Source organism: Aeromonas aquatilis, from assembly GCF_054052405.1.
The window spans coordinates 43,556-63,313 of the sequence record NZ_JBSTYP010000014.1; the positions used below are offsets into that span (position 1 = coordinate 43,556).

General features: G+C 57.1%; 18 protein-coding genes and 1 pseudogene. 12 read left to right on the forward strand and 7 right to left on the reverse strand.

All coding sequences use genetic code 11. The annotated features are described in order from the left end of the window. From ascS to ACW5W8_RS07415, 5 genes are all read left to right on the forward strand, one after another. A complete protein-coding gene (gene ascS / locus ACW5W8_RS07395; RefSeq protein WP_005334586.1) occupies positions 1–267 on the forward strand; it encodes a SctS family type III secretion system export apparatus subunit AscS in 267 nt (88 codons plus the stop codon). After that, positions 264–1,052 (forward strand): SctT family type III secretion system export apparatus subunit AscT, encoded by a 789-nt coding sequence (gene ascT, locus ACW5W8_RS07400; RefSeq protein WP_150997512.1) that lies wholly within the window; start codon positions 264–266, stop codon positions 1,050–1,052. Before ascS ends, ascT begins: the two co-directional genes overlap by 4 nt. Continuing rightward, a complete protein-coding gene (gene ascU / locus ACW5W8_RS07405) occupies positions 1,049–2,107 on the forward strand; it encodes a SctU family type III secretion system export apparatus subunit AscU (RefSeq protein ID WP_498627144.1) in 1,059 nt (352 codons plus the stop codon). Before ascT ends, ascU begins: the two co-directional genes overlap by 4 nt. 137 nt (positions 2,108–2,244) lie before the next feature. Next, a complete protein-coding gene (locus tag ACW5W8_RS07410) occupies positions 2,245–3,195 on the forward strand; it encodes a hypothetical protein (protein WP_498627145.1) in 951 nt (316 codons plus the stop codon). Next, on the forward strand, positions 3,195–3,617 hold the full coding sequence (locus ACW5W8_RS07415; protein WP_159157318.1) for a type III secretion system chaperone family protein: 423 nt from the start codon (positions 3,195–3,197) through the stop codon (positions 3,615–3,617). The genes ACW5W8_RS07410 and ACW5W8_RS07415 overlap by 1 nt, the downstream gene beginning before the upstream one ends. Before the next feature lie 92 nt (positions 3,618–3,709). Here ACW5W8_RS07415 and ACW5W8_RS07420 read toward each other — a convergent pair whose 3' ends face one another. Next, positions 3,710–4,900: a MalY/PatB family protein gene (locus ACW5W8_RS07420; protein ID WP_498627147.1), complete on the reverse strand. Its 1,191-nt coding sequence runs from the start codon at positions 4,898–4,900 to the stop codon at positions 3,710–3,712. Between the two features lie 87 nt (positions 4,901–4,987). Further along, positions 4,988–6,559: a maltose/glucose-specific PTS transporter subunit IIBC gene (gene malX / locus ACW5W8_RS07425; RefSeq protein WP_498627149.1), complete on the reverse strand. Its 1,572-nt coding sequence runs from the start codon at positions 6,557–6,559 to the stop codon at positions 4,988–4,990. Positions 6,560–6,850: 291 nt separating this feature from the next. Here malX and ACW5W8_RS07430 point away from each other — a divergent pair, with 291 nt between their 5' ends. From ACW5W8_RS07430 to ACW5W8_RS07450, 5 genes and pseudogenes are all read left to right on the forward strand, one after another. Then, positions 6,851–7,888 carry a Mal regulon transcriptional regulator MalI gene (locus ACW5W8_RS07430; protein WP_005344074.1) on the forward strand — a complete coding sequence of 346 codons (1,038 nt, stop codon included), beginning with the start codon at positions 6,851–6,853 and terminating at the stop codon, positions 7,886–7,888. Positions 7,889–8,255: 367 nt separating this feature from the next. Beyond that, positions 8,256–8,519 carry a hypothetical protein gene (locus ACW5W8_RS07435; RefSeq protein WP_005334591.1) on the forward strand — a complete coding sequence of 88 codons (264 nt, stop codon included), beginning with the start codon at positions 8,256–8,258 and terminating at the stop codon, positions 8,517–8,519. Positions 8,520–9,198: 679 nt separating this feature from the next. Then, a complete protein-coding gene (locus ACW5W8_RS07440) occupies positions 9,199–9,996 on the forward strand; it encodes a hypothetical protein (RefSeq protein WP_139460411.1) in 798 nt (265 codons plus the stop codon). Between the two features lie 179 nt (positions 9,997–10,175). Continuing rightward, positions 10,176–10,691 carry a P-loop NTPase family protein gene (locus ACW5W8_RS07445; protein WP_498627150.1) on the forward strand — a complete coding sequence of 172 codons (516 nt, stop codon included), beginning with the start codon at positions 10,176–10,178 and terminating at the stop codon, positions 10,689–10,691. 166 nt (positions 10,692–10,857) lie between these two features. Then, positions 10,858–11,774 (forward strand): annotated as a pseudogene (locus tag ACW5W8_RS07450) (IS5 family transposase). A gap of 305 nt (positions 11,775–12,079) precedes the next feature. Here ACW5W8_RS07450 and ACW5W8_RS07455 read toward each other — a convergent pair. From ACW5W8_RS07455 to ACW5W8_RS07475, 5 genes are read right to left on the reverse strand one after another with little or no spacing between them, the layout of a single operon-like run. Further along, on the reverse strand, positions 12,080–12,571 hold the full coding sequence (locus ACW5W8_RS07455; protein ID WP_005334596.1) for a Dps family protein: 492 nt from the start codon (positions 12,569–12,571) through the stop codon (positions 12,080–12,082). A 4-nt stretch (positions 12,572–12,575) separates the two neighbouring features. Beyond that, complete coding sequence (locus ACW5W8_RS07460) at positions 12,576–13,013, reverse strand: PaaI family thioesterase (RefSeq protein ID WP_258721808.1); 438 nt, start codon at positions 13,011–13,013, stop codon at positions 12,576–12,578. A gap of 49 nt (positions 13,014–13,062) precedes the next feature. Further along, positions 13,063–13,404 (reverse strand): carboxymuconolactone decarboxylase family protein, encoded by a 342-nt coding sequence (locus ACW5W8_RS07465; RefSeq protein ID WP_498627151.1) that lies wholly within the window; start codon positions 13,402–13,404, stop codon positions 13,063–13,065. 4 nt (positions 13,405–13,408) lie between these two features. Continuing rightward, positions 13,409–14,395, reverse strand: a complete 987-nt coding sequence (locus ACW5W8_RS07470; RefSeq protein WP_421310929.1) for an SLAC1 anion channel family protein — start codon at positions 14,393–14,395, stop codon at positions 13,409–13,411. Between the two features lie 35 nt (positions 14,396–14,430). Then, on the reverse strand, positions 14,431–14,934 hold the full coding sequence (locus ACW5W8_RS07475) for a NifB/NifX family molybdenum-iron cluster-binding protein (protein ID WP_201995968.1): 504 nt from the start codon (positions 14,932–14,934) through the stop codon (positions 14,431–14,433). Positions 14,935–15,693: 759 nt separating this feature from the next. Here ACW5W8_RS07475 and ACW5W8_RS07480 point away from each other — a divergent pair. Together ACW5W8_RS07480 and uhpT are read left to right on the forward strand one after the other, a co-directional pair. Beyond that, entirely contained in the window at positions 15,694–17,601 is a 1,908-nt protein-coding gene (locus ACW5W8_RS07480) for a PTS fructose transporter subunit IIABC (protein ID WP_498627153.1), read from the forward strand. Positions 17,602–18,166: 565 nt separating this feature from the next. After that, the gene (gene uhpT, locus ACW5W8_RS07485; protein WP_005334609.1) at positions 18,167–19,573 is read left to right on the forward strand and encodes a hexose-6-phosphate:phosphate antiporter UhpT; all 1,407 of its coding nucleotides are present in this window, start codon (positions 18,167–18,169) and stop codon (positions 19,571–19,573) included. Positions 19,574–19,758 lie beyond the last annotated feature (185 nt).

Genomic DNA, 19,758 nt, shown 5'->3' on the forward strand with positions numbered 1-19,758 from the left:
ATGAGTCACGCCGATATCCTTCACTTCACCAGCCAGGCGCTCTGGCTGGTGCTGATCCTCTCCATGCCACCTGTACTGGTGGCGGCACTGGTGGGCACCCTTGTCTCTTTGCTGCAGGCGCTGACCCAGATCCAGGAGCAGACCCTGGGCTTTGTCGCCAAGCTGATCGCCGTGGTGATCACCCTGTTTGCCACCACCGCCTGGCTGGGGAACGAGCTCTACAGCTTTGCCGACATGGTGCTGTTCAAGGTACCGCAGATCCAATGACACTTGAGAGCCTGCAGGCCCAGATGCTGGCCTATACCCTGCTGCTGCCACGCTTTATCAGCTGCTTCGTGATGCTGCCGGTGCTGAGCAAACAGATGCTGGGGGGCGCGATGATCCGCAACGGCGTGGTCTGCTCGCTGGCGCTCTACGCCTACCCCACGGTCGCCGACACCTTGCCGGATCAGATCGACGGCATGGCACTGGCCATGCTGATCGCCAAGGAGGTGCTGCTCGGCCTGCTGATCGGCTTTGTCGCCGCCATCCCCTTCTGGGCCATCGAGGCGAGCGGGTTTCTGATCGACAACCAGCGCGGCGCCGCCATGGGATCCCTGTTCAACCCGAGCCTCGGCAGCCAGACCAGTCCCACCGGCCTGTTGCTGACCCAGACCCTGATCACCCTCTTTTTTGCCAGCGGCGCCTTTCTCGCCCTGCTGGCCGCCCTGTTCCAGAGCTACATCAGCTGGCCGGTGGCGCACTTTTTCCCCACCATCGACGAACAGTGGGTCAACTTTTTCTACGGCCAGTTCAGCCATATGTTGCTGCTCTGCGCGTTGCTGGCGGCTCCGCTGTTGATCGCCATGTTTCTGGCCGAATTCGGGTTGGCGCTGATCAGCCGCTTCGCCCCTTCCCTCAACGTCTTCGTGCTGGCAATGCCGATCAAAAGCGCAGTCGCCAGCCTGCTGCTGGTCATCTACATCAAGCTGATGATGGATCACGCCTATCAACAGGTGCTGGCGGTGATGGATCCGCTGCAACTGCTGATCCCCATTCTGGAGGCGCGATGAGCGGCGAGAAGACCGAACAACCCACCCCCAAGAAGTTGCGGGATGCCCGCAAGAAGGGGCAGGTGGTCAAGAGCAAGGAGGTGGTCTCCACCGCCATCATCCTGAGTCTGATAGGCATGCTGATGGCGATGTCCGATTACTATCTGGAACATCTGGGCAAACTGATGCTGATCCCGGCATCTCACATCAACCTCCCTTTTACCGAGGCCCTCAACCACGTAATGGAGAACCTGCTACAGGAGATGGCCTACCTCTGCATCCCTATTCTGGCGGTGTCGGCGCTGGTGGTACTCGTCTCCCACATCGCCCAGTACGGTTTTCTGCTGAGCGGCGAGTCCATCAAACTGGACATCAAGCATGTCAATCCGGTGGAGGGAGCCAAGAAGATCTTCTCCATCAAGAGCCTGATGGAGTTCGTCAAATCCCTGCTCAAGGTGAGCCTGCTGAGCCTCTTGGTATGGGTCACCATCGAGGGCAACCTGCAGGCGATGCTCCAGTTGCCCGGCTGTGGCATGAGCTGCATCACCCCGGTGCTGGGGGGCATGCTGGGCCAGCTGATGGCGGTCTGCGCCATGGGCTTTGTGGTGATCGCCATCGCTGACTACGCCTTCGAACACTACCAGCACATCAAGCAGCTCAAGATGAGCAAGGACGAGGTGAAGCGGGAGTACAAGGAGATGGAGGGGAGCCCGGAGATCAAGAGCAAGCGCCGCCAGTTCCATCAGGAGTTGCAGTCGAGCAATATGCGCGCCGACGTGAAGCGCTCCTCGGTGATCGTCGCCAACCCGACCCATATCGCCATCGGCATCCGCTACGAGCGGGGGGAGACCCCGCTGCCGGTGGTGACCCTCAAGTTCACCGATGCCCAGGCGCTGCAGGTACGCAAGATTGCCGAAGAGGAAGGCATTCCCGTGCTGCAGCGCATCCCGCTGGCCCGCGCGCTCTATCGGGATGCCCAGCTCAACAACTACATTCCCGCCGACCAGATTGAGGCAACCGCCGAAGTCCTGCGCTGGCTGGAACAGTGGCGCCAAAGCGAAGGGCCGCAGTGGTAGGGCCGCAAGCTGCCCGCATCGCCGAACAAATGGCGCAAGCAGCGAAAAACTGACAAATCCCCGACCGCCCTCTGATATAGCGCACCGCCACGGCTCGTTATCATCCCCTTATCGTCAACCCTGTCGGGAATCACATCATGGCCTTACCAGCAATCGGTGGACACATTCACCTCAACCACACCGCGCCGTCCCATCAGGCAGAAGCCAGCCCGCTGCTGACCCGGGGCAACAAGCTGTTCGAACAGTCCGTTCAGCGTGGCATCGGCCACTTCCAGAGCAGCGATCTCAAGCAGGTCATCAACGCCCTGCGTCAGTTGCAAAGCGCCCCCGATAGCGGCAAGGCGCAGCGGGTGCAGGATGCAATCCAGCACTGGGAGCAGCACCACCCTAAAGAGGTGGCTGCACGTGGCGCTCGTCTGACCGAACTGAAACAGGCGCTGGCCGAACAGGGAGCCATCACCAGAGCCGCCCCGCGACATGAACCGAAAGTAATGGCGGGTGGCACCCAGGCCCTGCTGCAAAAGAGCATGGCCGGACTGGAAAAACTGGGCAGCTACGCCTGCACCGACGCCCAGACCTTTGTCCAGCCCAACAACCCGAGCTATCAGAAGATCATCGGCAAACTCAACGCCTTCGGGCAGGATCCCCAGCGCCTGGCCGCCAACCAGCGCGCCAACAACAGCGCCAATATGGCCGCCATCCAGATCACCAGAAACAAGCAGCCACTCTCGTTGCGCACCATGGAAAACATCGCCAAGGCGGTGGATGACGCCAAGGCCGGTTGCTGCTCGACCCTGGCCTATTCGGCGGCGGCCGAACTGCTGCGCCACAACAGTGACCAGCGGATCGAAGTGCTGGCCCATCGTGGCGCACAAGGTCACGCCCAGACCCACTGCTTTGTGGTGATTGGCCGCGCCGAAGGGAGTGAACTCACCAAGCCGGAAAGCTGGGGGCCACACGCCAAAGTGGTCGACCCCTGGGCCGCCACCATAGGGGCGCCACTGGTCGGTACCCCAGCCCTCCCCCCTATCGCCAACCTGTGGCCGCCCACAGAGTCGGTCTTTGATAACACTCATCGGGAGGATTAATGATGTTTCATGCCATGCTATCGACCCTCGTTCGCCAGCTATCCCTGCCGCAGGAGTGCCTGCACGAAGAGGGGTTGGATCTGCAGGCGGGCCCCTTCAGCCTCCATATTCGCGAGCGGGATCAACTGGTGACCCTGTTTATCCCGCTGGGGGATATCCAGACCCCCTCCCTCGCCGCCATGGCCGACTGGCCTGTGCTGCAACTCAGTAGAGACAGCGAGCAGAGCACCCTGCTCTGGTGTCGCGAGTGGCTGGACAAGCTGGATGTGGAACTTCTGATTGAGCTTGTCAGCCGCATGCTGCATCAGGCTGAAGCCCTGACCCAAGGCACTGCACTAGCAGCTACCGAGCTCAGCGAGCCCGCAATCGAACCAGCCGTGTCACGCCAGAATTGCGGTATCCCGACGACCATTCGCGCCTGATATCGGCGTCTGCTCATAAGGGAAAGCAGCGCAACCATAACGGTGCCATCACTGATGGCACCGTTATGTTTTTCACGTTGAATGGATTTGCCCTACACCACCTCTCCCAGCGCACCGATCAGGGCGTCGAGCCCTTGGTCAACCTTCGAGCGTGGGCAGCCGACGTTGAGGCGGATATAGCCTGTGCCTTCCGGGCCGTAGGTGTCGCCGCGCATGATGGCGACCCGGTATTTCTCCACCAGCAAGGTTTGCAGCGCATCCATCCGTTTGGTGGAGTCGATGCCAAGCCCGCGCAGGTCAATCCAGGCGAGATAGGTTCCCTCGGGCACCCGATAGTCGATGGCGGGGAAGGCGGCGTTGAGCCGCGCCGCCACATGGGTGAGGTTGCCGTGCAGGTAGGCTTTCATGGTATCGAGCCAGGCAGCCCCGTCCCGATAGGCGCTGATATGGGCCAGCACCCCGAGAATGGGGGGCGATGAGAGGCCATGGGCTGCCTTGAGCCGCTGCAGATAGGCGGCCCGCGCCGCTGCGTTGGCGATAAAGGCGTAGGCGCCGCCAAGGGCGGGAATATTGAAGGATTTGGAGCCCGAGCTTACCAGCGCCCAGCCATCGTTCGGCGCCACCTCGCTCCACGGCAGGTAGCGGGCAAAGCTCACATCCATATGGATGTCGTCCGAGATGACCTTGACCCCATGGCGCTTGCAGATAGCGGCCATCCGGCCGAGTTCATCCCGCGTCCAGACCCGACCGGTGGGGTTGTGGGGGCTGCAGAGCAGCAAAATCCGGCAATCGGGGCGGGCAGCCTGTTGCTCGAAGCAGGCCCAGTCGATCTGGTAGCTCCCCTGCTCTTTTTTAAGCGGGCAAGGCAGCAGCACCCGGTCGTTGGCAGCCAGCATATTGCCGAAGGCATCGTAGGCGGGGGTATGCACCAGCACCCCCCCCCCCGGCGCCGACCAGAGGCTCACCAGCTGGGCAATCACATAGATGACCGAGGGGCCATAGACCAGCGTCTCGGGGTCGAGGCTCGCCCCGTAGCGGTGGGCAAACCAGTCGCTCACAGCCCCTTTAAAGTCGTCGTGATTCCAGCGGCTATAGCCAAATACTCCGTGCTCAAGGCGGGCTGCCAGGGTCTGGCGAATGCAGGGGGCGGTCTCGAAATCCATGTCGGAGATGGTAAAGGGGAGCAGATCGGCATGGCCAAAACGGTCGGCTACATAGTCCCACTGGGTGCAGTAGGTGCCGTGGCGGTCGACCACGCGATCGAAGTCATAAATATCGTGCATGAAGTTTCTCCCTCCATAAACAGGAGACATATTGGGAGAGGCAAACAAGGGGGGCTTGCGCCCCCCGTTCGGATCTTATTGGCCGGTTCAGGCCCCCATCAGGCTCTGCAGCTGGTTTTTCACCAGATGCACCTGCGGGCCAATCACCACCTGCAGGTTGTGCTCGTCGAGCTTGATCACCCCGATGGCGCCGTTCGCTTTCAATACCTTGTCATCGACCCGGCTCATGTCCTGCACCGACATCCGCAGGCGGGTGATGCAGTTATCGAGCGCCAGAATGTTATCGGCACCGCCCAGGGCGTTGAGGATGATTTCAGCGTTGTAACCGCTGTTGCCAGCCTTCTTGCCTGCGGGCTGGGCAGTCTCGCTGGTCTCGATTTCACGACCGGGGGTTTTCAGGTTAAAGCGCACGATGGCGAAGCGGAACACGCTGTAGTAGATGGCAAACCAGATGGCGGCCGCGACCGGCACCAGATACCACTTGGTGGCGGTGCCTTGTAGCACGCCGAACACCAGAAAATCGATGAGGTTGCCGTCGGTGTTGCCGATGGTGACGCCGAGCAGTCCCATGGTCATAAAGCCCAGACCCGTCAGGATGGCGTGAATGACGTAGAGCACCGGCGCTACGAACAGGAACAAGAACTCCAGCGGCTCGGTGATGCCGCCGATGACGCAGGCCACCACGCCGGAGACCAGCAGCGCCTTGATCTTGCCGCGATTTTCCGGGCGGGCGCAGTGATACATGGCGAGCGCCGCACCCGGCAGGCCGCCGAGGAAGGCTGGCATCTTGCCCTGCGAGAGGAAGGAGGTGGCTGAGACCGAGAAACCGTTGGGGTCGGCGCAAGAGAGCTCGGCGTAGAAGATATTGAGGGCGCCGCTCACCTCGTGACCGCACACCAGCTGGGTGCCGCCCGCTTCGGTAAAGCGGATCAGCGCCACCAGAATATGGTGCAGGCCCAGCGGCAGCAGCAGACGCTCACCGGTACCGAACAGGAAGGGGCCGAAGGGACCAGCGTGGGAGATGAGCGCCCCGATACCGTTGATGCCGGCAGCAAACCAGGGCCAGACGAACGGCACGACCAGACCGACTACACCCAGCACCAGCGCGGTGATGATTGGCACGAAGCGGGCACCGCCAAAGAAGGCGAGCGCATCGGGCATCTTGTAGGTGTAGAAACGGGCGTGCAGTTTGGCGACGATCACCCCGACGATGATGGCCCCCAGAATCCCGGTGTCGATGGAGCTGATGCCGAGGATCGATTTCACCCCGTAGGCCTTCTCCGCCGCCGCGTCACCGATGACGTTGGCCACGGTGAGATAGAAGTTGATGGAGAGGTTGAGCGCCGCATAGCCGACGAAACCGGCAAAGGCCGCAACCCCCTTCTCTTCTCGCGCCAGCCCGAGCGGAATGGCCACCGCAAACATCACCGGCAGGTAGATAAAGGCCACCAGCCCCACCTTGGTCATCCAGAGGAACAGCAGTTGCAGCACGGTATTGTCGAGGAAGGGCATGCTCTGCTTGACCGCATCGCTGGTGAGCGAGCTGCCGACACCGAGCAGGATGCCCGAGAAGGCCAGCAGGGCAACCGGCAACATAAAGGTCTTGCCGAGGCTCTGCAGGAACTCCCAGATGGTGGATTTGGCTTGAGGCTTGGCCATGAAACGGCTCCTTGTGAATAGACAGCAATATCTGCGGCTGCCCTCCCCCGCTCGAGGCAATCTCGAAGCAATCTCGAAGCAAAAGGCGCGGGTCAGCATCAGGTTTTGCCGGATGATAAAACGTTTTATCAATTTACAAGTGCCGACAGGATCACAGAATAAGGGGGCTGGCTGGCAGCAGGATCCAAATTTGTGAGCCGGATCGGCCCAATGGTGATGTAACGTTTCACTTGGCAACCCAAGCAGGTATGCTGGGGCCTCGCTTTCAACTGTCCGTCGTCCGTTCGCCCTATGTCGCCCAAATCCCTCTCTGCCAAAGCCACCAAGATCACTGATGTCGCCCAGCGGGCGGGAGTGTCGGTCACCACCGTCTCCATGGTGCTCAACGGCAAGGGGCGCATCTCCCCGGCCACCGCCGAGCGGGTGCAGCAGGCGATAAAAGAGCTCGACTACGTGCCCAACAGCGCCGCCGCCAACCTGCGCAGCCAGCAGTCCAATCTGGTGGGGCTGATCCTGCGCGACATCACCGACCCCTTCTATACCGAGGTGACCGCCGGGGTGAGCGAGGTGCTGGAGCAGCAAGGTTATCTGCTGTTTCTGACCCAGTGCGGCCACAGCCCGGAGCGACTGCAGCAGAGCATCCACTCCCTGTCACGGCAGGGGGTGGCGGGCATCATCTTCAATCCGGTGCGCGGCGCGGCGGCCAAGACGCTGGAGACCCTGCTCGATTCCGAACTGCCGGTGGTGTGCGCCGCCCGCTCCTACTATCGGGATGACGTGGACTTTATCGGCCCCGACAACACCCACGCCGCCAAGCAGGCCACCACTTATCTGATCGAACAGGGCCACCGCCATATCGCCTATGTCGGCGGGCGGGCCGACTCCCTCACCCGCGCCGAGCGCATCGGCGGCTACTGCGCCAGCCTGCTGCAATATGGCCTGCCCTTCAAACCGGAGTGGGTACTGGAGTGCGAGCGCACCCAGCGCAGCGCCGCCGACACCATCGCCCAGCTGCTGCACCAGCACCCCAAGGTGACCGCCGTGCTCTGCCACTACCCCGAGGTGGCGCTCGGCGCCATCTATGGCGTCGAGGCGAGCGGCCGCACCGTGGGCAAGGACAACTACATCGGCCAGCAGGTGGCCCTGCTCGGTTTTGATGACGTGGCGGAGGCAGAACTCACCTCCCCCGCCCTTACCTTTGTCAGCTCACCGGCCCGCGAAATCGGCCGTCAGGCGGCAAGGCGGCTGCTGACCCGGATGCAGCAACCCGAGCTCGCTCCCAACCGCCATATCATCACCCCCAATCTGCAAAAACGGGAGTCGGCCTGAACTGGCTGGACAGCCCGAGCTCGTCCCAACCCGCCATATCATCACCGCTCACCTGCAAACCGCAGAAGCGGGAATCGGCCTGAACTGGCTGGACAGCCCGAGATCGCCCCACCCGCCATATCATCACCGTTCACCAGCAAACCGCAGAAGCGGGAGTCGGCCTAAGCTGGCTGGGCGCCCGAGCTCGTCCCACCCGCCATATCATCACCGCTCACCAGCAAACCGCAGAAGCGGGCATCGGCCTGAACTGGCTGAGCAGGCCTGCAGCAGCGCAAAACGTGAGGCTGCTCACTGCGCTGGTAAGGAGAGATTGAGAGCCAAGTGAAGAGGAATATGATGGGAGCCTGCCTCACTTCACGAGCCCACTATGAGCAACCCGCACGACCAGAACCCGCCGAGTGAAATCCATCGCTGTGACAAATGCAGGGAACGTACCCGCCATATCGTGGTGCTGGTCGCCCGCGATCACAGCCAGGACATCATGCCCAAGGACCCGCGCAAAGCCTTCTGGCAAGCCTTTACTTCCAGCAGCATCACCAACTGGGCGTTTGGTGAAACACTGGCCTACCAGACCACCCATGTAAAACATCTGATCTGCGAACGCTGCGGGGAGAAGTTTCTGGAGTATTGAGTGGCGGTTGTATCCGGCATGAGGTGAAGCTCTGTCTGCGGTCGCCGCGCCAAGCGGACAGGTAACACCCAATTAATGAGCAATTTGTTGATCTCTGGCAGGTTTTTGCCCGACTGCGGTTTTACCCTGCCTCTCTCTCGACTAATATGCTCCACTTGGCAACCACTCTTGCTGAGATAACCCTCTGCAGTCGTTTCGCCATCCACCACATCGCCGGATAACAGCAGCAGGCTGGAGGCTGTAATCCACGGGCGGTAGCGTGGTGTTTGTAGATTGGCGCAGAGCGTAGCGAAGCCCAATAAGCGAGATATTGATAAAACATTCGCGAACGTCTGGTTACGTAGCACTAATCTACAGGTCTGGCACAAGAGGTCACACCGCTTATATTCTACAGCCAGAATGTGGATGGATTTAATAACGACGATGTGTACAGCTATTTCCAATGGCAGTAAAAGTCGATGTGAACTGTTGGGCAATTAATTATCATAGTGATTAATGGCAGGGGTGGGAAATTTAATTTTTGAAAGTCGCCTTATGAGATACACATATCAATTTACTAATTTATCCCACAACATTTCGCCATAGTAAGTTCTTAGTAAAAGTTAAACCCATGGCCTTACAAGATCGTTTATAAAAAATTCTAGGGATACTCATCTGAATTTAAAATGGAGTAATGAGAATGCTTCTAGCAAAAAACTGCTACAAAAAGGACAATTTGAAAACTGGAAAAACAATAAAGCTGGGTACATTATATGAGTATAGAGATATAGAAAGCGATCAAATCGTCGATGATGGTGAAGGTAAATACTCTTTTGTACTCAATTTTGACGGAACAGTTGAGATTGAGCCTAAATGGTTCAATTTCATCCTACAGGGAGTAATTAGTGTAGGAGGAGATGAGAACCAACCAAGAATCATGGGGCGGATGAGCGCAGCCATAGAGAATCTTCATATTATTGAACGTACAGAAAAATCACTCAAGATACGGGACACTCGAGCAAGAATACATCGAGAAGCTCTTAACGGATTTATTTTTTGCGTATCACGCGTTAGAAAAAAGCGAGATGCTATTGGACTATTTCCAAATTACGATGACTGTTGGTATATGACAGCATCAAAAGCTCATAGCCTTGGAATTGAACTTTCAAAACTACTCCGTGCACGTATTCTATCCGGACGTCACTCAGGTAATCACATCGTCGATCAAAATATATCATTAGAAAATCTGTCAATTTACTGCCGACATGAACCTGTATCTTACTTAAGTCGTGAGGTTCATATATCTGACGCCAGCGACTTTACGATAGAACACTTTATGAAAAAAATTTCAGATATGGCTTTTGTTAAGCCGCCATCTTTCTCCACAGAAAAGGAGTACCGATTTAGCTTCACGATTGTTGCTGGAGAGATGATCCTTATGCCTACAGTGAAAAATGTTATATTGAATGCTGAACACTTGGTAGATTGGACTGTATAACGACCTTGTTGCTCATGGAATGTTTTTTCCAATATCGGAGCATATTCTGATATTCTCGTAATAAACTCTACCTTCCGCTCTATATTCGTTCCAACCGAATAAGCTGTGCAATTCACTACGTTGATTGCACCTCTACTTTCCAGCCTCCAGATATCTGTCACAGAAAAGAGCGCTCATAGATGAAACGTATTCTGATTATTGGCAACTCGGGATCGGGCAAGAGCTGGTTGGCGGCTCGATTGGCTGAGGGGTTAACTATCCACGAGGTCAATCTGGACACCATTGTCTGGCAGCCGGGCGGCTTTAACCAAAAACGGCCCCAGCATGAGATTGACCATGCCATTCAAACACTTGCTCAAGAGCCTTTATGGGTGGTCGAAGGGGTATTTGGCGCCCTGGCCGAGCAACTGCTTGATGCCGCTGATACCCTGCTCTTTCTGGATCTCGACTGGTCGGTATGCCGTGATTCACTGCTATCGCGCGGATCACAAAGTGCTAGGCAGCGGGATGCAGTGGCAGCGGAAAAGAACTTTCAACAACTGCTGGTGTGGGCATCGGAATATGGGCAGCGAGCCGGCAAAAGCTCCCGCCACTTCCATCGCGAGCTGTTTGATCGATTCCCAAACAACAAGCACCATTTCACGACTCGTGAAGCGGTAAATAGCTATCTCACTCAACTGACCGTTAACAGCTAACAGGAAACTGGATGGACCAATACAAACAGACTCCAAAACCTGACCATATGTTTTTCAAAAAATTTATATCCTATCTGGGGCGTTGTTTCCCAAATCGATGCAGCTTGAATGGAACTAACTGAGGACTTGGTGATCTGATCACCACCATCCTCTTCAAGTCTGCATCATGGGCTCGTCGCTTCACCCCATCACCAACTGGCCTAAATACAACAGGTCTCTGATTAACCGTGGTTCACTCACCTTCTGGGTTGATGCCGAGGCCATGAGCAACTGGTTTCACCACGACCATCATGGGCGGCGGGGCCGCAGCCAGCTCTACACTGACCAGACTATCTGCACCTTTCTGATGCTCAAGGGGATTTTCAGCCTCACTCTGCGGGCCACTCAGGGACTACTCGACTCCCTGTTCGAGTTGATGAATGTGCCGCTGTGCGCACCGGACTACAGTTGTGTCAGCAAACGAGCCCGTACGGTGAAAGTGGCCTATCGGCAGCCCTGTAAGGGGCATATCACCGACCTGGTTATCGACTCGACTGGCCTCAAAGTATTTGGGGAAGGCGAGTGGAAGGTCAGAAAACACGGCGCTGAGAAACGGCGAATCTGGCGCAAGTTGCATCTGGCGGTAGACCCGGTGACCCACGATATCGTGGCGGCGGAAGTCTCGCTGGACAATGTCCATGATGCCGAGGTGTTGCCGACCTTGCTCAATCCATTGCGGCGCAAGCTGGGCGTGTTTATGCAGATGGTGCCTATGACAGCAAAGCCAGCCATCAGCTAATCTCGCGCAAAGGGGCGACAGCCTGTATCCCGCCTCGCAAGAACGCGGGGTTATGGGAAAAGGAACATCCGAGAAATGAGGCTGTGCTGGTGATGCGCAAGGAAGGGCTGGCGCACTGGAAGAAGATGTCGGGATATCACCGGCGCTCGCTGGCAGAGACGGCGATGTATCGGTTCAAGCAGTTGATGACGGGCAAAATCAGTCTGCGAACATACAACGGTCAGGTAGGGGAAGTGATGGCGTATGTTGGTGCAATCAACAAACTGAACACTCTTGGTCTGCCTATCAGAAAGCCCCGAGTGTAACGGTCACTTGGGGCTGGGGAAGTCATGACTTGCTGGGGGATTTGGGCAACAACGCCCCTATCTGGCTATTACCGTGCCTATCGGCCTGATCCCGGAATTTATTCGGCAGGACTTTCATCTGGATTTGCTCTCATGGCAGGAGGGCGGCCGCCTCACTCTGATCATGATTGGCGTCGCGGCGGCAATGGCGGGAGTTGACTGGCTCGTGCATCGCTATCGAACCAAACGACAGCAGCCAAAGGGCCCGGTTGGACCAAACAGGTAAGGGAAGATCGGGCTGCCAAAGATATGGCAGCCCCGTGCCATCAGGAGAGCATGCTTCTTAGCATCCAGGCGGTTTTTTCATGAATATCGATGCGCTGGGTCAGCACATCGGCGGTGGGCTGGTCATTGACGGCATCGACCAGATCGAACAGTTTTCTGGCGGTTCTCGCCGTGGCTTCTTGCGCCAACACCAGATGTTTGAGCATTTCACTGGCACAGGGCACCCCTTCGACCTCCTCAATGGAGGAGAGACGGACAAACTCCTTGTATGTGCCGGGAGCCGGGAAGCCCAATGCGCGGATCCGCTCGGCGATAACATCCAGCGCATTCCACTGCTCGGTGTATTGATCCATAAACATATTGTGCAGGCTGTTGAACTGCGGGCCGGTTACGTTCCAGTGAAAATTGTGGGTCATCAAATAAAGGGTGTAACTATCGGCAAGCAGTGCCGACAATCCATCTGCAATTTTCTTGCGATCGGCGGCTGAAATACCGATATCCATTTCTGGTAAAACCACACTCTCTTTTTTCATCACGCTAACTCCTGTCATTGGCTTTCGGCTTGATAAATTTGGCCGATGCTTTTGCAACAATCATCCCGCCGACCGACGCTACGGCATTCAGGCGATAGATACCGTGACGCTGGTCGACTATTCTGGCCGACAGCGCTACTTTGCTGCCGATATCGATGGGAGCAATAAAACGAACGGTCAGCTCCGCTGTTAATCCTCTTATTCCCCGTTGCAGCAACGCATGTGTCATCACCGCATCGAGCAGGGTGCTGGTCATGCCGCCATGCAAAATATCGCTGTAACCCTGATGGCGCTGGTTGGCAATAAACAGCCCTTCCGTCGTCCCTTCCTCCCCCTGATAAAAGCGAATTCCCAGTGAATCCGGGTTATGAGTGCCACACACCATGCAACGGGCGTGGGACATCATGGTCTGTTGATAGTTCTCTGATTGATATTCATCCACTTGATCTATTCACTCGCTATTTGGCCACTCGCATGTTGAGAACAGAGTGCTAGGAGAGCAGCTCTTCGATGGCGGCATGTGCCTGGGTGCCATAGATGATGGAGGGGCCGCCTCCCATCAATACCGCGACATCCACGGTGGCAAGCAGTTCCGCTCGCGAAGCACCAGCCTTCACGGCCCCGGCAACATGGGCGGCAATGCAGCCATCGCAGCGGGAAGCGATACCAATACCGAGAGCGATCATTTCCCGATATTTCAGCGCCAGCGCCTCGCCCTCTTTCATAACGGCTTTGTGCAGCGCAATAAACGCATTCATGGTATCCGGGCTGCTCTTGCGATAAGCAGAGCCAAGCTGGTGTTGTTCTTTATTGATCTCTCGATAATTTTTCATCACGTTATTTCTCCGGTGTGAAAATCTCACCTTTATAGAATGACTGCACTGTCATGCTGATTAACCAGATGATCAATACAATCAGGGCACACACCACTATTTTGGCCAGATAATATGGAATGATATTCCCGGTTGCGTCGGCAAACATGGCCGAGGCTGCGGAAAATGCCGCCAGTGGAAATGAGTACGCCCACGAAGAGAGAAAAAATTTCAGTTTCAAAAAAGTGAGGGTGTTGTACATCAGCAAGATAAATACAAACAGCGCAAAATAATAAATGACATGGGCAAACAGGTCGCTGGAACTGGCTATTTCGCTATACGAGATAAATCCGATGGAGGGCGGTGCCAGCAGAATAAACATGGTGGGCATCAGCTTCTCGGGCAGACTCTCATGAAAGAACAACCGATAGAGCACTATGGTCAGCAGAGAGAACCAGAAAATAAGGCCAATGCTGAAGAAGAACAGGCTGATCTCGTGAAAGCCAAGCGGCATGCCACCCAGGGGCACCACGATATTGCCGACAATCGGTATAAACCATGCCGGGTTGGTGTGGGTGATTGTGAAATGGTCGCGATGGATCCAGTTGCTCATGATGTAGAGGGTGAAGAGCAGTTGCAAACTGGCTCCCACCGACCAGAGGGCCAGCGCTGCATCATGCCAGCTGGCCCAGTAGGCGGATTGCAGCAGCAGGCTGATTGAGATGGTCGGGAAGAAATTGATCCTGACCGGGTGTTTCAGCTCATGCAGGAACTCGTCATTGTGTCTGAGGATTTTCCAGCCATACATCACCAGAAACGTCGCCAGTAGCAGGGATGACAAGACCCCGAACAGGAACCCTGCCGACTGCAACAGCAGCAGATCCGGAAATGCCTTGCGACAGGCAATCGCCGCCCCCGTCAGCCCCATGATGATTGAAAACAGTGTGACAGGCATATGTGCAATCTTGGTTATGGAGGGGATTTGCTTACCCTCTTGATTCAGGTTTTCCATCAACGTTCCCCTCCAGTTCGGCCTAGCGGTTGTGCTTACTCTTCACAACATTTCTTGTGGTTGCGCTGACGGTTACCCTGACAGCCCTGCTGTTGTCCGGAGGCTGACTTGCAGCCCCCCCCTTTGCCAAGGCGGCCACGGGGAGCGCATTGACGGCTTCCCTTGCCGTGATGGCCAGCCCCCTCGGCGCAGCGCGATGCACTGCCTTGTTCAGCGGATGTCAGCTCGGTCAGATTGCCCGACTCATTGCTCAGCATGTCGGCCATAGCGAGACGCCCCTGACTGGCCTGATAGACGGCAAGCCCGCTGCCCAGCAGCTTGCCAAGCATCTTGCTACCAATATTTTTCAACACGATACGACGGGCCCCCTGCGCCTGAAGCAGCTCTGCCAACGCACTTTTGCACTCGTTGCCTGCCACCGGATTGGCGATCTCTGCCAGGGTGCTCCCCTGTTCATCTACGAATACAAAGCGCTCTGCTTTGGCAAAATGTCCTGCGATATGGTCGTCATTCATCGGAATGGCTGTGATGATGGTCATTTGACCTCCTGCTATCACTGTTGATTTTCCGGCCCTGCCCCTTGCCACTCTGCATTCGTCCCCTTGTTCAGGATCTTCCCGCAGGCTTGCCGGTTGGCATGGCCATGTTCCCAGCCTCTTGCAGCAACCAGATGAAGAGCCGTACGCATCAACTTTTACTGGTTTAGTCACGCATCATTCGGCTCGATAAGCGCCTGATCATGATGCCGCCGTAATTGGCATATGCCATGTATACGCTCAGTTTATGGCATATGCAACAAACTATTTTTTTCCAACGAAGAGGTTTGGGGACTCGTTAAAGCCCGCCTTGGCATCATTCCAGGGCGCGCCAATCCGCTATCCGCGAGGGCAAAAGGCAGTGGGAGAAATGGCGCATAAAAATCCTAATCCGCCCGGCGAAATGGCGACTTTTTGTGAGAAGGGTCACATCTGATGGCGCTGTTTAACCACATATAAATCCAGACCGCTCTGATGATTAATTTAATGATATGGCTTATTACAAACCTGACGGCGAGCCTGACATCACTGCATTTATCTGTTTTTAAAGAAAAAATGTGTGAACATCTGAAAATGGCGAGTCCTGCCTGAAAACGGGATCTTCATCACATCTCGTTTTGCTGCGCACAAAAATCCAGTGATTAGCACTTTTGTCCGATAGGGAGGGGGCGGGCGAGCCGCGATAATGATCAGGTCATTTTTATCCAGTACGTCGATACGTACTCACGCATAGCTTCCGTCACCGGAAGCGGGGAGAGCGCTATGATCACCACCTTGATCAATGAACATCTGATCAACCTCGATTTGAAAGCGACGCGTAAGGAAGAGGTCTTCACCGAGATGGCCCGCCTGCTGGCGTCGCAAGGCAAGGTCAGCAACGAGCAGGCCTTTATCAAGGATCTGTGGGCCCGTGAAGAGTTGGGCAACACCGGCTTTGAAGAGGGCGTGGCCCTGCCCCACGCCAAGAGTGCGGCGGTGTGCAACCCGGCGGTCGCCATCGGCATCAGCCGCAACGGCATCGAGTACGGCGCCGAAGATGGCAAGCCATCCCATATTTTCTTCATGATCGCCTCCCCCGATGGCGGCGCCAACCACCATATCGAGGTGCTGGCCGAGCTCTCCGGCAAGCTGATCGAAGAGGGCTTTATCGCCAAACTGCTGGCGGCGAACACCCCGGCCGATGCGCTGGCGCTGCTGCTGGCCAAGAAAGAGGAGCAGAGCGCGGCCCCGACCACCAGCAAAGGCTTTATCATCGGTGTCACCGGCTGCCCGGCCGGTATCGCCCATACCTATCTGGCGGCCGAGTCGCTGGAGCGCGCCGCCAAGGAGCTGGGTTATGAGGTGAAGGTGGAGACCAACGGCTCCATCGGCGTCAAGAACAGCCCGACCGCGGACGAGATCGCTCGCGCCAGCGCCATCGTGGTCGCCTGTGACAAGCAGGTGGACATGGCCCGCTTCACTGGCAAGCCGCTGATCAAAACCGGCGTCAAGGCCCCCATCAAGGATGGCAAGGGTCTGATCGAACAAGCGCTGAAGGCACCCGCCTATGTGGCTGGCAAAGAAGATAAAAAAGGTGAAGAGAAGAGCGCGGGTGGTAGTTCCGATCTCTATCGCTACCTGATGAACGGTGTGTCGCACATGATCCCGTTCGTGGTGACCGGCGGTCTGTTGATTGCGCTGGCACTGGCCATCGGCGGTAACCCGACCCCGAGCGGCATGCAGATCCCGGAAGGGAGCATGTGGAACCAGATCCTCAACGTGGGTGTGGCCGCCTTTACCCTGATGATCCCCATTCTGGCGGGCTATATCGCCTACGCCATCGGTGATCGACCGGCGTTGGCACCGGGCTTTATCGGTGGTTGGATCGCCAACAACGGCAGTTTCTACGGCGCTGACGCAGGTACCGGCTTTATCGGTGCCATCATCGCGGGCCTCCTGGTCGGCTATCTGGTGCGTTGGATTGCCACCCGTCAGTACCACAAGATGGTGCAACCGCTAGTGCCGATCCTGATCGCCCCTATCGTAGGTTCCCTGTTTATCGCTGCGGTATTCATCTTCATCATCGGCGCTCCCATTGCCGACATGATGACCGGCCTCAACGCCATGCTGCTCTCCATGAGCGGTGGCAGTCTGGTGCTGCTGGGTATCGTGCTGGGTGGTATGGCGGGCTTTGATATGGGTGGCCCGGTCAACAAGGTGGCCTTCCTCTTCTCCGTCGGCATGATTGCCTCCGGTCAGACCCAGTTTATGGGTGCCATGGCTTGCGCCATCCCGGCTGCGCCCCTTGGCATGTCGCTGGCGACCGTGCTGGGTCGCAAGCTGGGAATCTTCGATGCTTCTGAAATCGAAGCGGGCAAAGCCGCCGGCGCCATGGGTCTGGTGGGGATCTCCGAAGGGGCGATTCCGTTCGCCGCCCGTGATCCGCTGGCCGTTATCCCGGCCAACATTCTGGGCAGCATGACTGCTGCGGTGATGGCCTTCCTGTTTGGCATCACCAACAGCGTCGCCCACGGTGGCCCCATCGTGGCCCTGCTGGGTGCGGTCAACAAGCCGCTGCTGGCCCTGCACTGCATGATCTGCGGTGCCATCGTCACCGGTGTGGTGGCGGTTGCCCTGAAAAAACTGCGGGTCAAAAAGAGTAATGAGGTAACTCTGGCCAAGGCGGCCTGAGTCCCTCTCGCCATCGCGGCTCATAGAGCATAAAAAGAGGCCACCCCATGGGGTGGCCTCTTGTTTTTGGGGATGGCTGGTGGGCCGTATTTCCCAATATCGCCCCCCGAGAAATAGTGGTCGATAAGCACTCTTCCTCGTCTCTCCCCTTGCCTTTCCCTGGCTCCCTTCTGGCCTCTCCCCTCCTCAGCCCAGCACTCACACAGAGCGCCAAACTGGCTGAAATGGCAGCAATCCGGCGTCAGCGGTGTGATGTTTCTCACGCTTTGTCCGCGAAAGCGCAAAAACTAGGAAAATTTCCTAGCCCCACTAGGGATGGCTCTCAAGCCATTTTTTGCCCCTCTTATTAGAGTCACCCCACCTGATGTCGTGACCCGCACCACGACGGGCAATCTGCCCCGTCATCCCGTGCCGGGCCCGGGTTTATATGGATGGAGCGTCGAGCGCAGCAACGGCTGACAGCCCCGACGTTCCGTTCCCCCTTCCGTGGCGTGACCTCGAACAACCTATCTACAAATGAGGGGCGCGGCGGAAATACCGTCTATCTCGCAGAGGATGAACGAAGATGTTGAAATTGCTCCAACAGGTCCGGGTCCCCACCCTGGACCTGCCGGTCGAAGCCCGGCGCAAGCTCTGGTTCAAGCCGTTTATGCAATCTTATCTGGTTGTATTTATTGGCTATTTGACCATGTATCTGATCCGCAAGAACTTCAACATTGCGCAAAATGACATGATCCAGGAGTACGGTCTCTCCATGACCGAGCTTGGCATGATCGGCCTTGGCTTCTCCATCACCTACGGGGTGGGCAAGACCATCGTCTCCTACTACGCCGATGGCAAGAACACCAAGCAGTTCCTGCCGCTGATGCTGATCCTCTCCGCGCTCTGCATGCTGGGCTTCAGTGCCAGCATGGGCGGCACCGGTTTCAGCCTCTACTTCATGATCTTCTTCTACGCCCTGAGCGGTTTCTTCCAGAGCTGTGGCGGTTCGTGCAGCTACTCCACCATCACCAAGTGGACCCCTCGCAACAAGCGCGGCACCTATCTGGGTATGTGGAACCTCTCCCACAACGTGGGCGGTGCCGGTGCGGCCGGTGTGGCGCTGTTCGGTGCCAACTACCTGTTCGATGGCAACGTGCTCGGCATGTTTATCTTCCCCTCCATCATCGCGCTGATCGTCGGTTTTATCGGCCTGCGCTTTGGTAGCGATTCGCCGGAAGCCTATGGCCTTGGCAAGGTGGAAGAGCTGTTTGACGAAGTGGCGAGCGAAGAGGATATCGCCACCGAGGAGCAGAAGCTGACCAAGTGGCAGATCTTCGTGAAGTATGTGCTGCTCAACAAGGTGATCTGGCTGCTCTGCTTTGCCAACATCTTCCTCTACGTGGTGCGTATCGGTATCGACCAGTGGTCCACCGTCTATGCCCACCAGGAGCTGGGCTTCTCCAAAGACGTGGCTATTCAGGGCTTTACCTTCTTCGAAGTGGGCGCTCTGGTCGGCACCCTGATGTGGGGCTACCTCTCCGATCTGGCCAATGGCCGTCGTGGTCTGGTTGCCTGCGTGGCGCTGGCGCTGATCATCGCCACCTTGGGTCTCTACCAGCATGCGACTACCCAGTTTATGTTCCTGGGCTCCCTGTTCACCCTGGGCTTCTTGGTGTTTGGTCCGCAACTGCTGATCGGCGTCGCCGCCGTGGGCTTCGTCCCCAAGCAGGGCATCAGCGTGGCCGATGGCGTCAAGGGCACCTTTGCCTACCTCATCGGTGACAGCTTCGCCAAACTGGGTCTGGGCATGATCGCCGATGGCACCCCCATCTTCGGTCTGACCGGCTGGACCGGCACCTTCGCGGCGCTGGATATCGCAGCCGCCGCCTGTCTGGTACTGATGGGTTGTGTCGCGGTCGCCGAGGAGCGCAAGATCCGCCGCATCAAGCGCGAACTGAAAGCCGCCGAGCTGGCCGCCCAGACCGCCTGATAGCCATAACAACAGACGCAGATTGTTCAGGGCCACCCACAGGGGTGGCCCTTGTTGTTTGGGGCAACCCCACTCCCGGCTGGCCCATATCAGCCTGCACTGCCGTTCAAGGGACGGGCATATCCCCATCAAGATCCCACTTTTCATATGGACTTTTGGTAAAAGCCCCCCGCTGGCGCTATCTT

Bases quoted from the DNA above. Each gene is read 5' to 3' on its own strand.
- ascS (WP_005334586.1), top strand. From the start codon at position 1: ATGAGTCACGCCGATATCCTTCACTTCACCAGCCAGGCGCTCTGGCTG.
- ascT (WP_150997512.1), top strand. From the start codon at position 264: ATGACACTTGAGAGCCTGCAGGCCCAGATGCTGGCCTATACCCTGCTG.
- ascU (WP_498627144.1), top strand. From the start codon at position 1,049: ATGAGCGGCGAGAAGACCGAACAACCCACCCCCAAGAAGTTGCGGGAT.
- ACW5W8_RS07410 (WP_498627145.1), top strand. From the start codon at position 2,245: ATGGCCTTACCAGCAATCGGTGGACACATTCACCTCAACCACACCGCG.
- ACW5W8_RS07415 (WP_159157318.1), top strand. From the start codon at position 3,195: ATGATGTTTCATGCCATGCTATCGACCCTCGTTCGCCAGCTATCCCTG.
- ACW5W8_RS07420 (WP_498627147.1), bottom strand. From the start codon at position 4,900: ATGCACGATATTTATGACTTCGATCGCGTGGTCGACCGCCACGGCACC.
- malX (WP_498627149.1), bottom strand. From the start codon at position 6,559: ATGGCCAAGCCTCAAGCCAAATCCACCATCTGGGAGTTCCTGCAGAGC.
- ACW5W8_RS07430 (WP_005344074.1), top strand. From the start codon at position 6,851: ATGTCGCCCAAATCCCTCTCTGCCAAAGCCACCAAGATCACTGATGTC.
- ACW5W8_RS07435 (WP_005334591.1), top strand. From the start codon at position 8,256: ATGAGCAACCCGCACGACCAGAACCCGCCGAGTGAAATCCATCGCTGT.
- ACW5W8_RS07440 (WP_139460411.1), top strand. From the start codon at position 9,199: ATGCTTCTAGCAAAAAACTGCTACAAAAAGGACAATTTGAAAACTGGA.
- ACW5W8_RS07445 (WP_498627150.1), top strand. From the start codon at position 10,176: ATGAAACGTATTCTGATTATTGGCAACTCGGGATCGGGCAAGAGCTGG.
- ACW5W8_RS07455 (WP_005334596.1), bottom strand. From the start codon at position 12,571: ATGAAAAAAGAGAGTGTGGTTTTACCAGAAATGGATATCGGTATTTCA.
- ACW5W8_RS07465 (WP_498627151.1), bottom strand. From the start codon at position 13,404: ATGAAAAATTATCGAGAGATCAATAAAGAACAACACCAGCTTGGCTCT.
- ACW5W8_RS07470 (WP_421310929.1), bottom strand. From the start codon at position 14,395: ATGGAAAACCTGAATCAAGAGGGTAAGCAAATCCCCTCCATAACCAAG.
- ACW5W8_RS07475 (WP_201995968.1), bottom strand. From the start codon at position 14,934: ATGACCATCATCACAGCCATTCCGATGAATGACGACCATATCGCAGGA.
- ACW5W8_RS07480 (WP_498627153.1), top strand. From the start codon at position 15,694: ATGATCACCACCTTGATCAATGAACATCTGATCAACCTCGATTTGAAA.
- uhpT (WP_005334609.1), top strand. From the start codon at position 18,167: ATGTTGAAATTGCTCCAACAGGTCCGGGTCCCCACCCTGGACCTGCCG.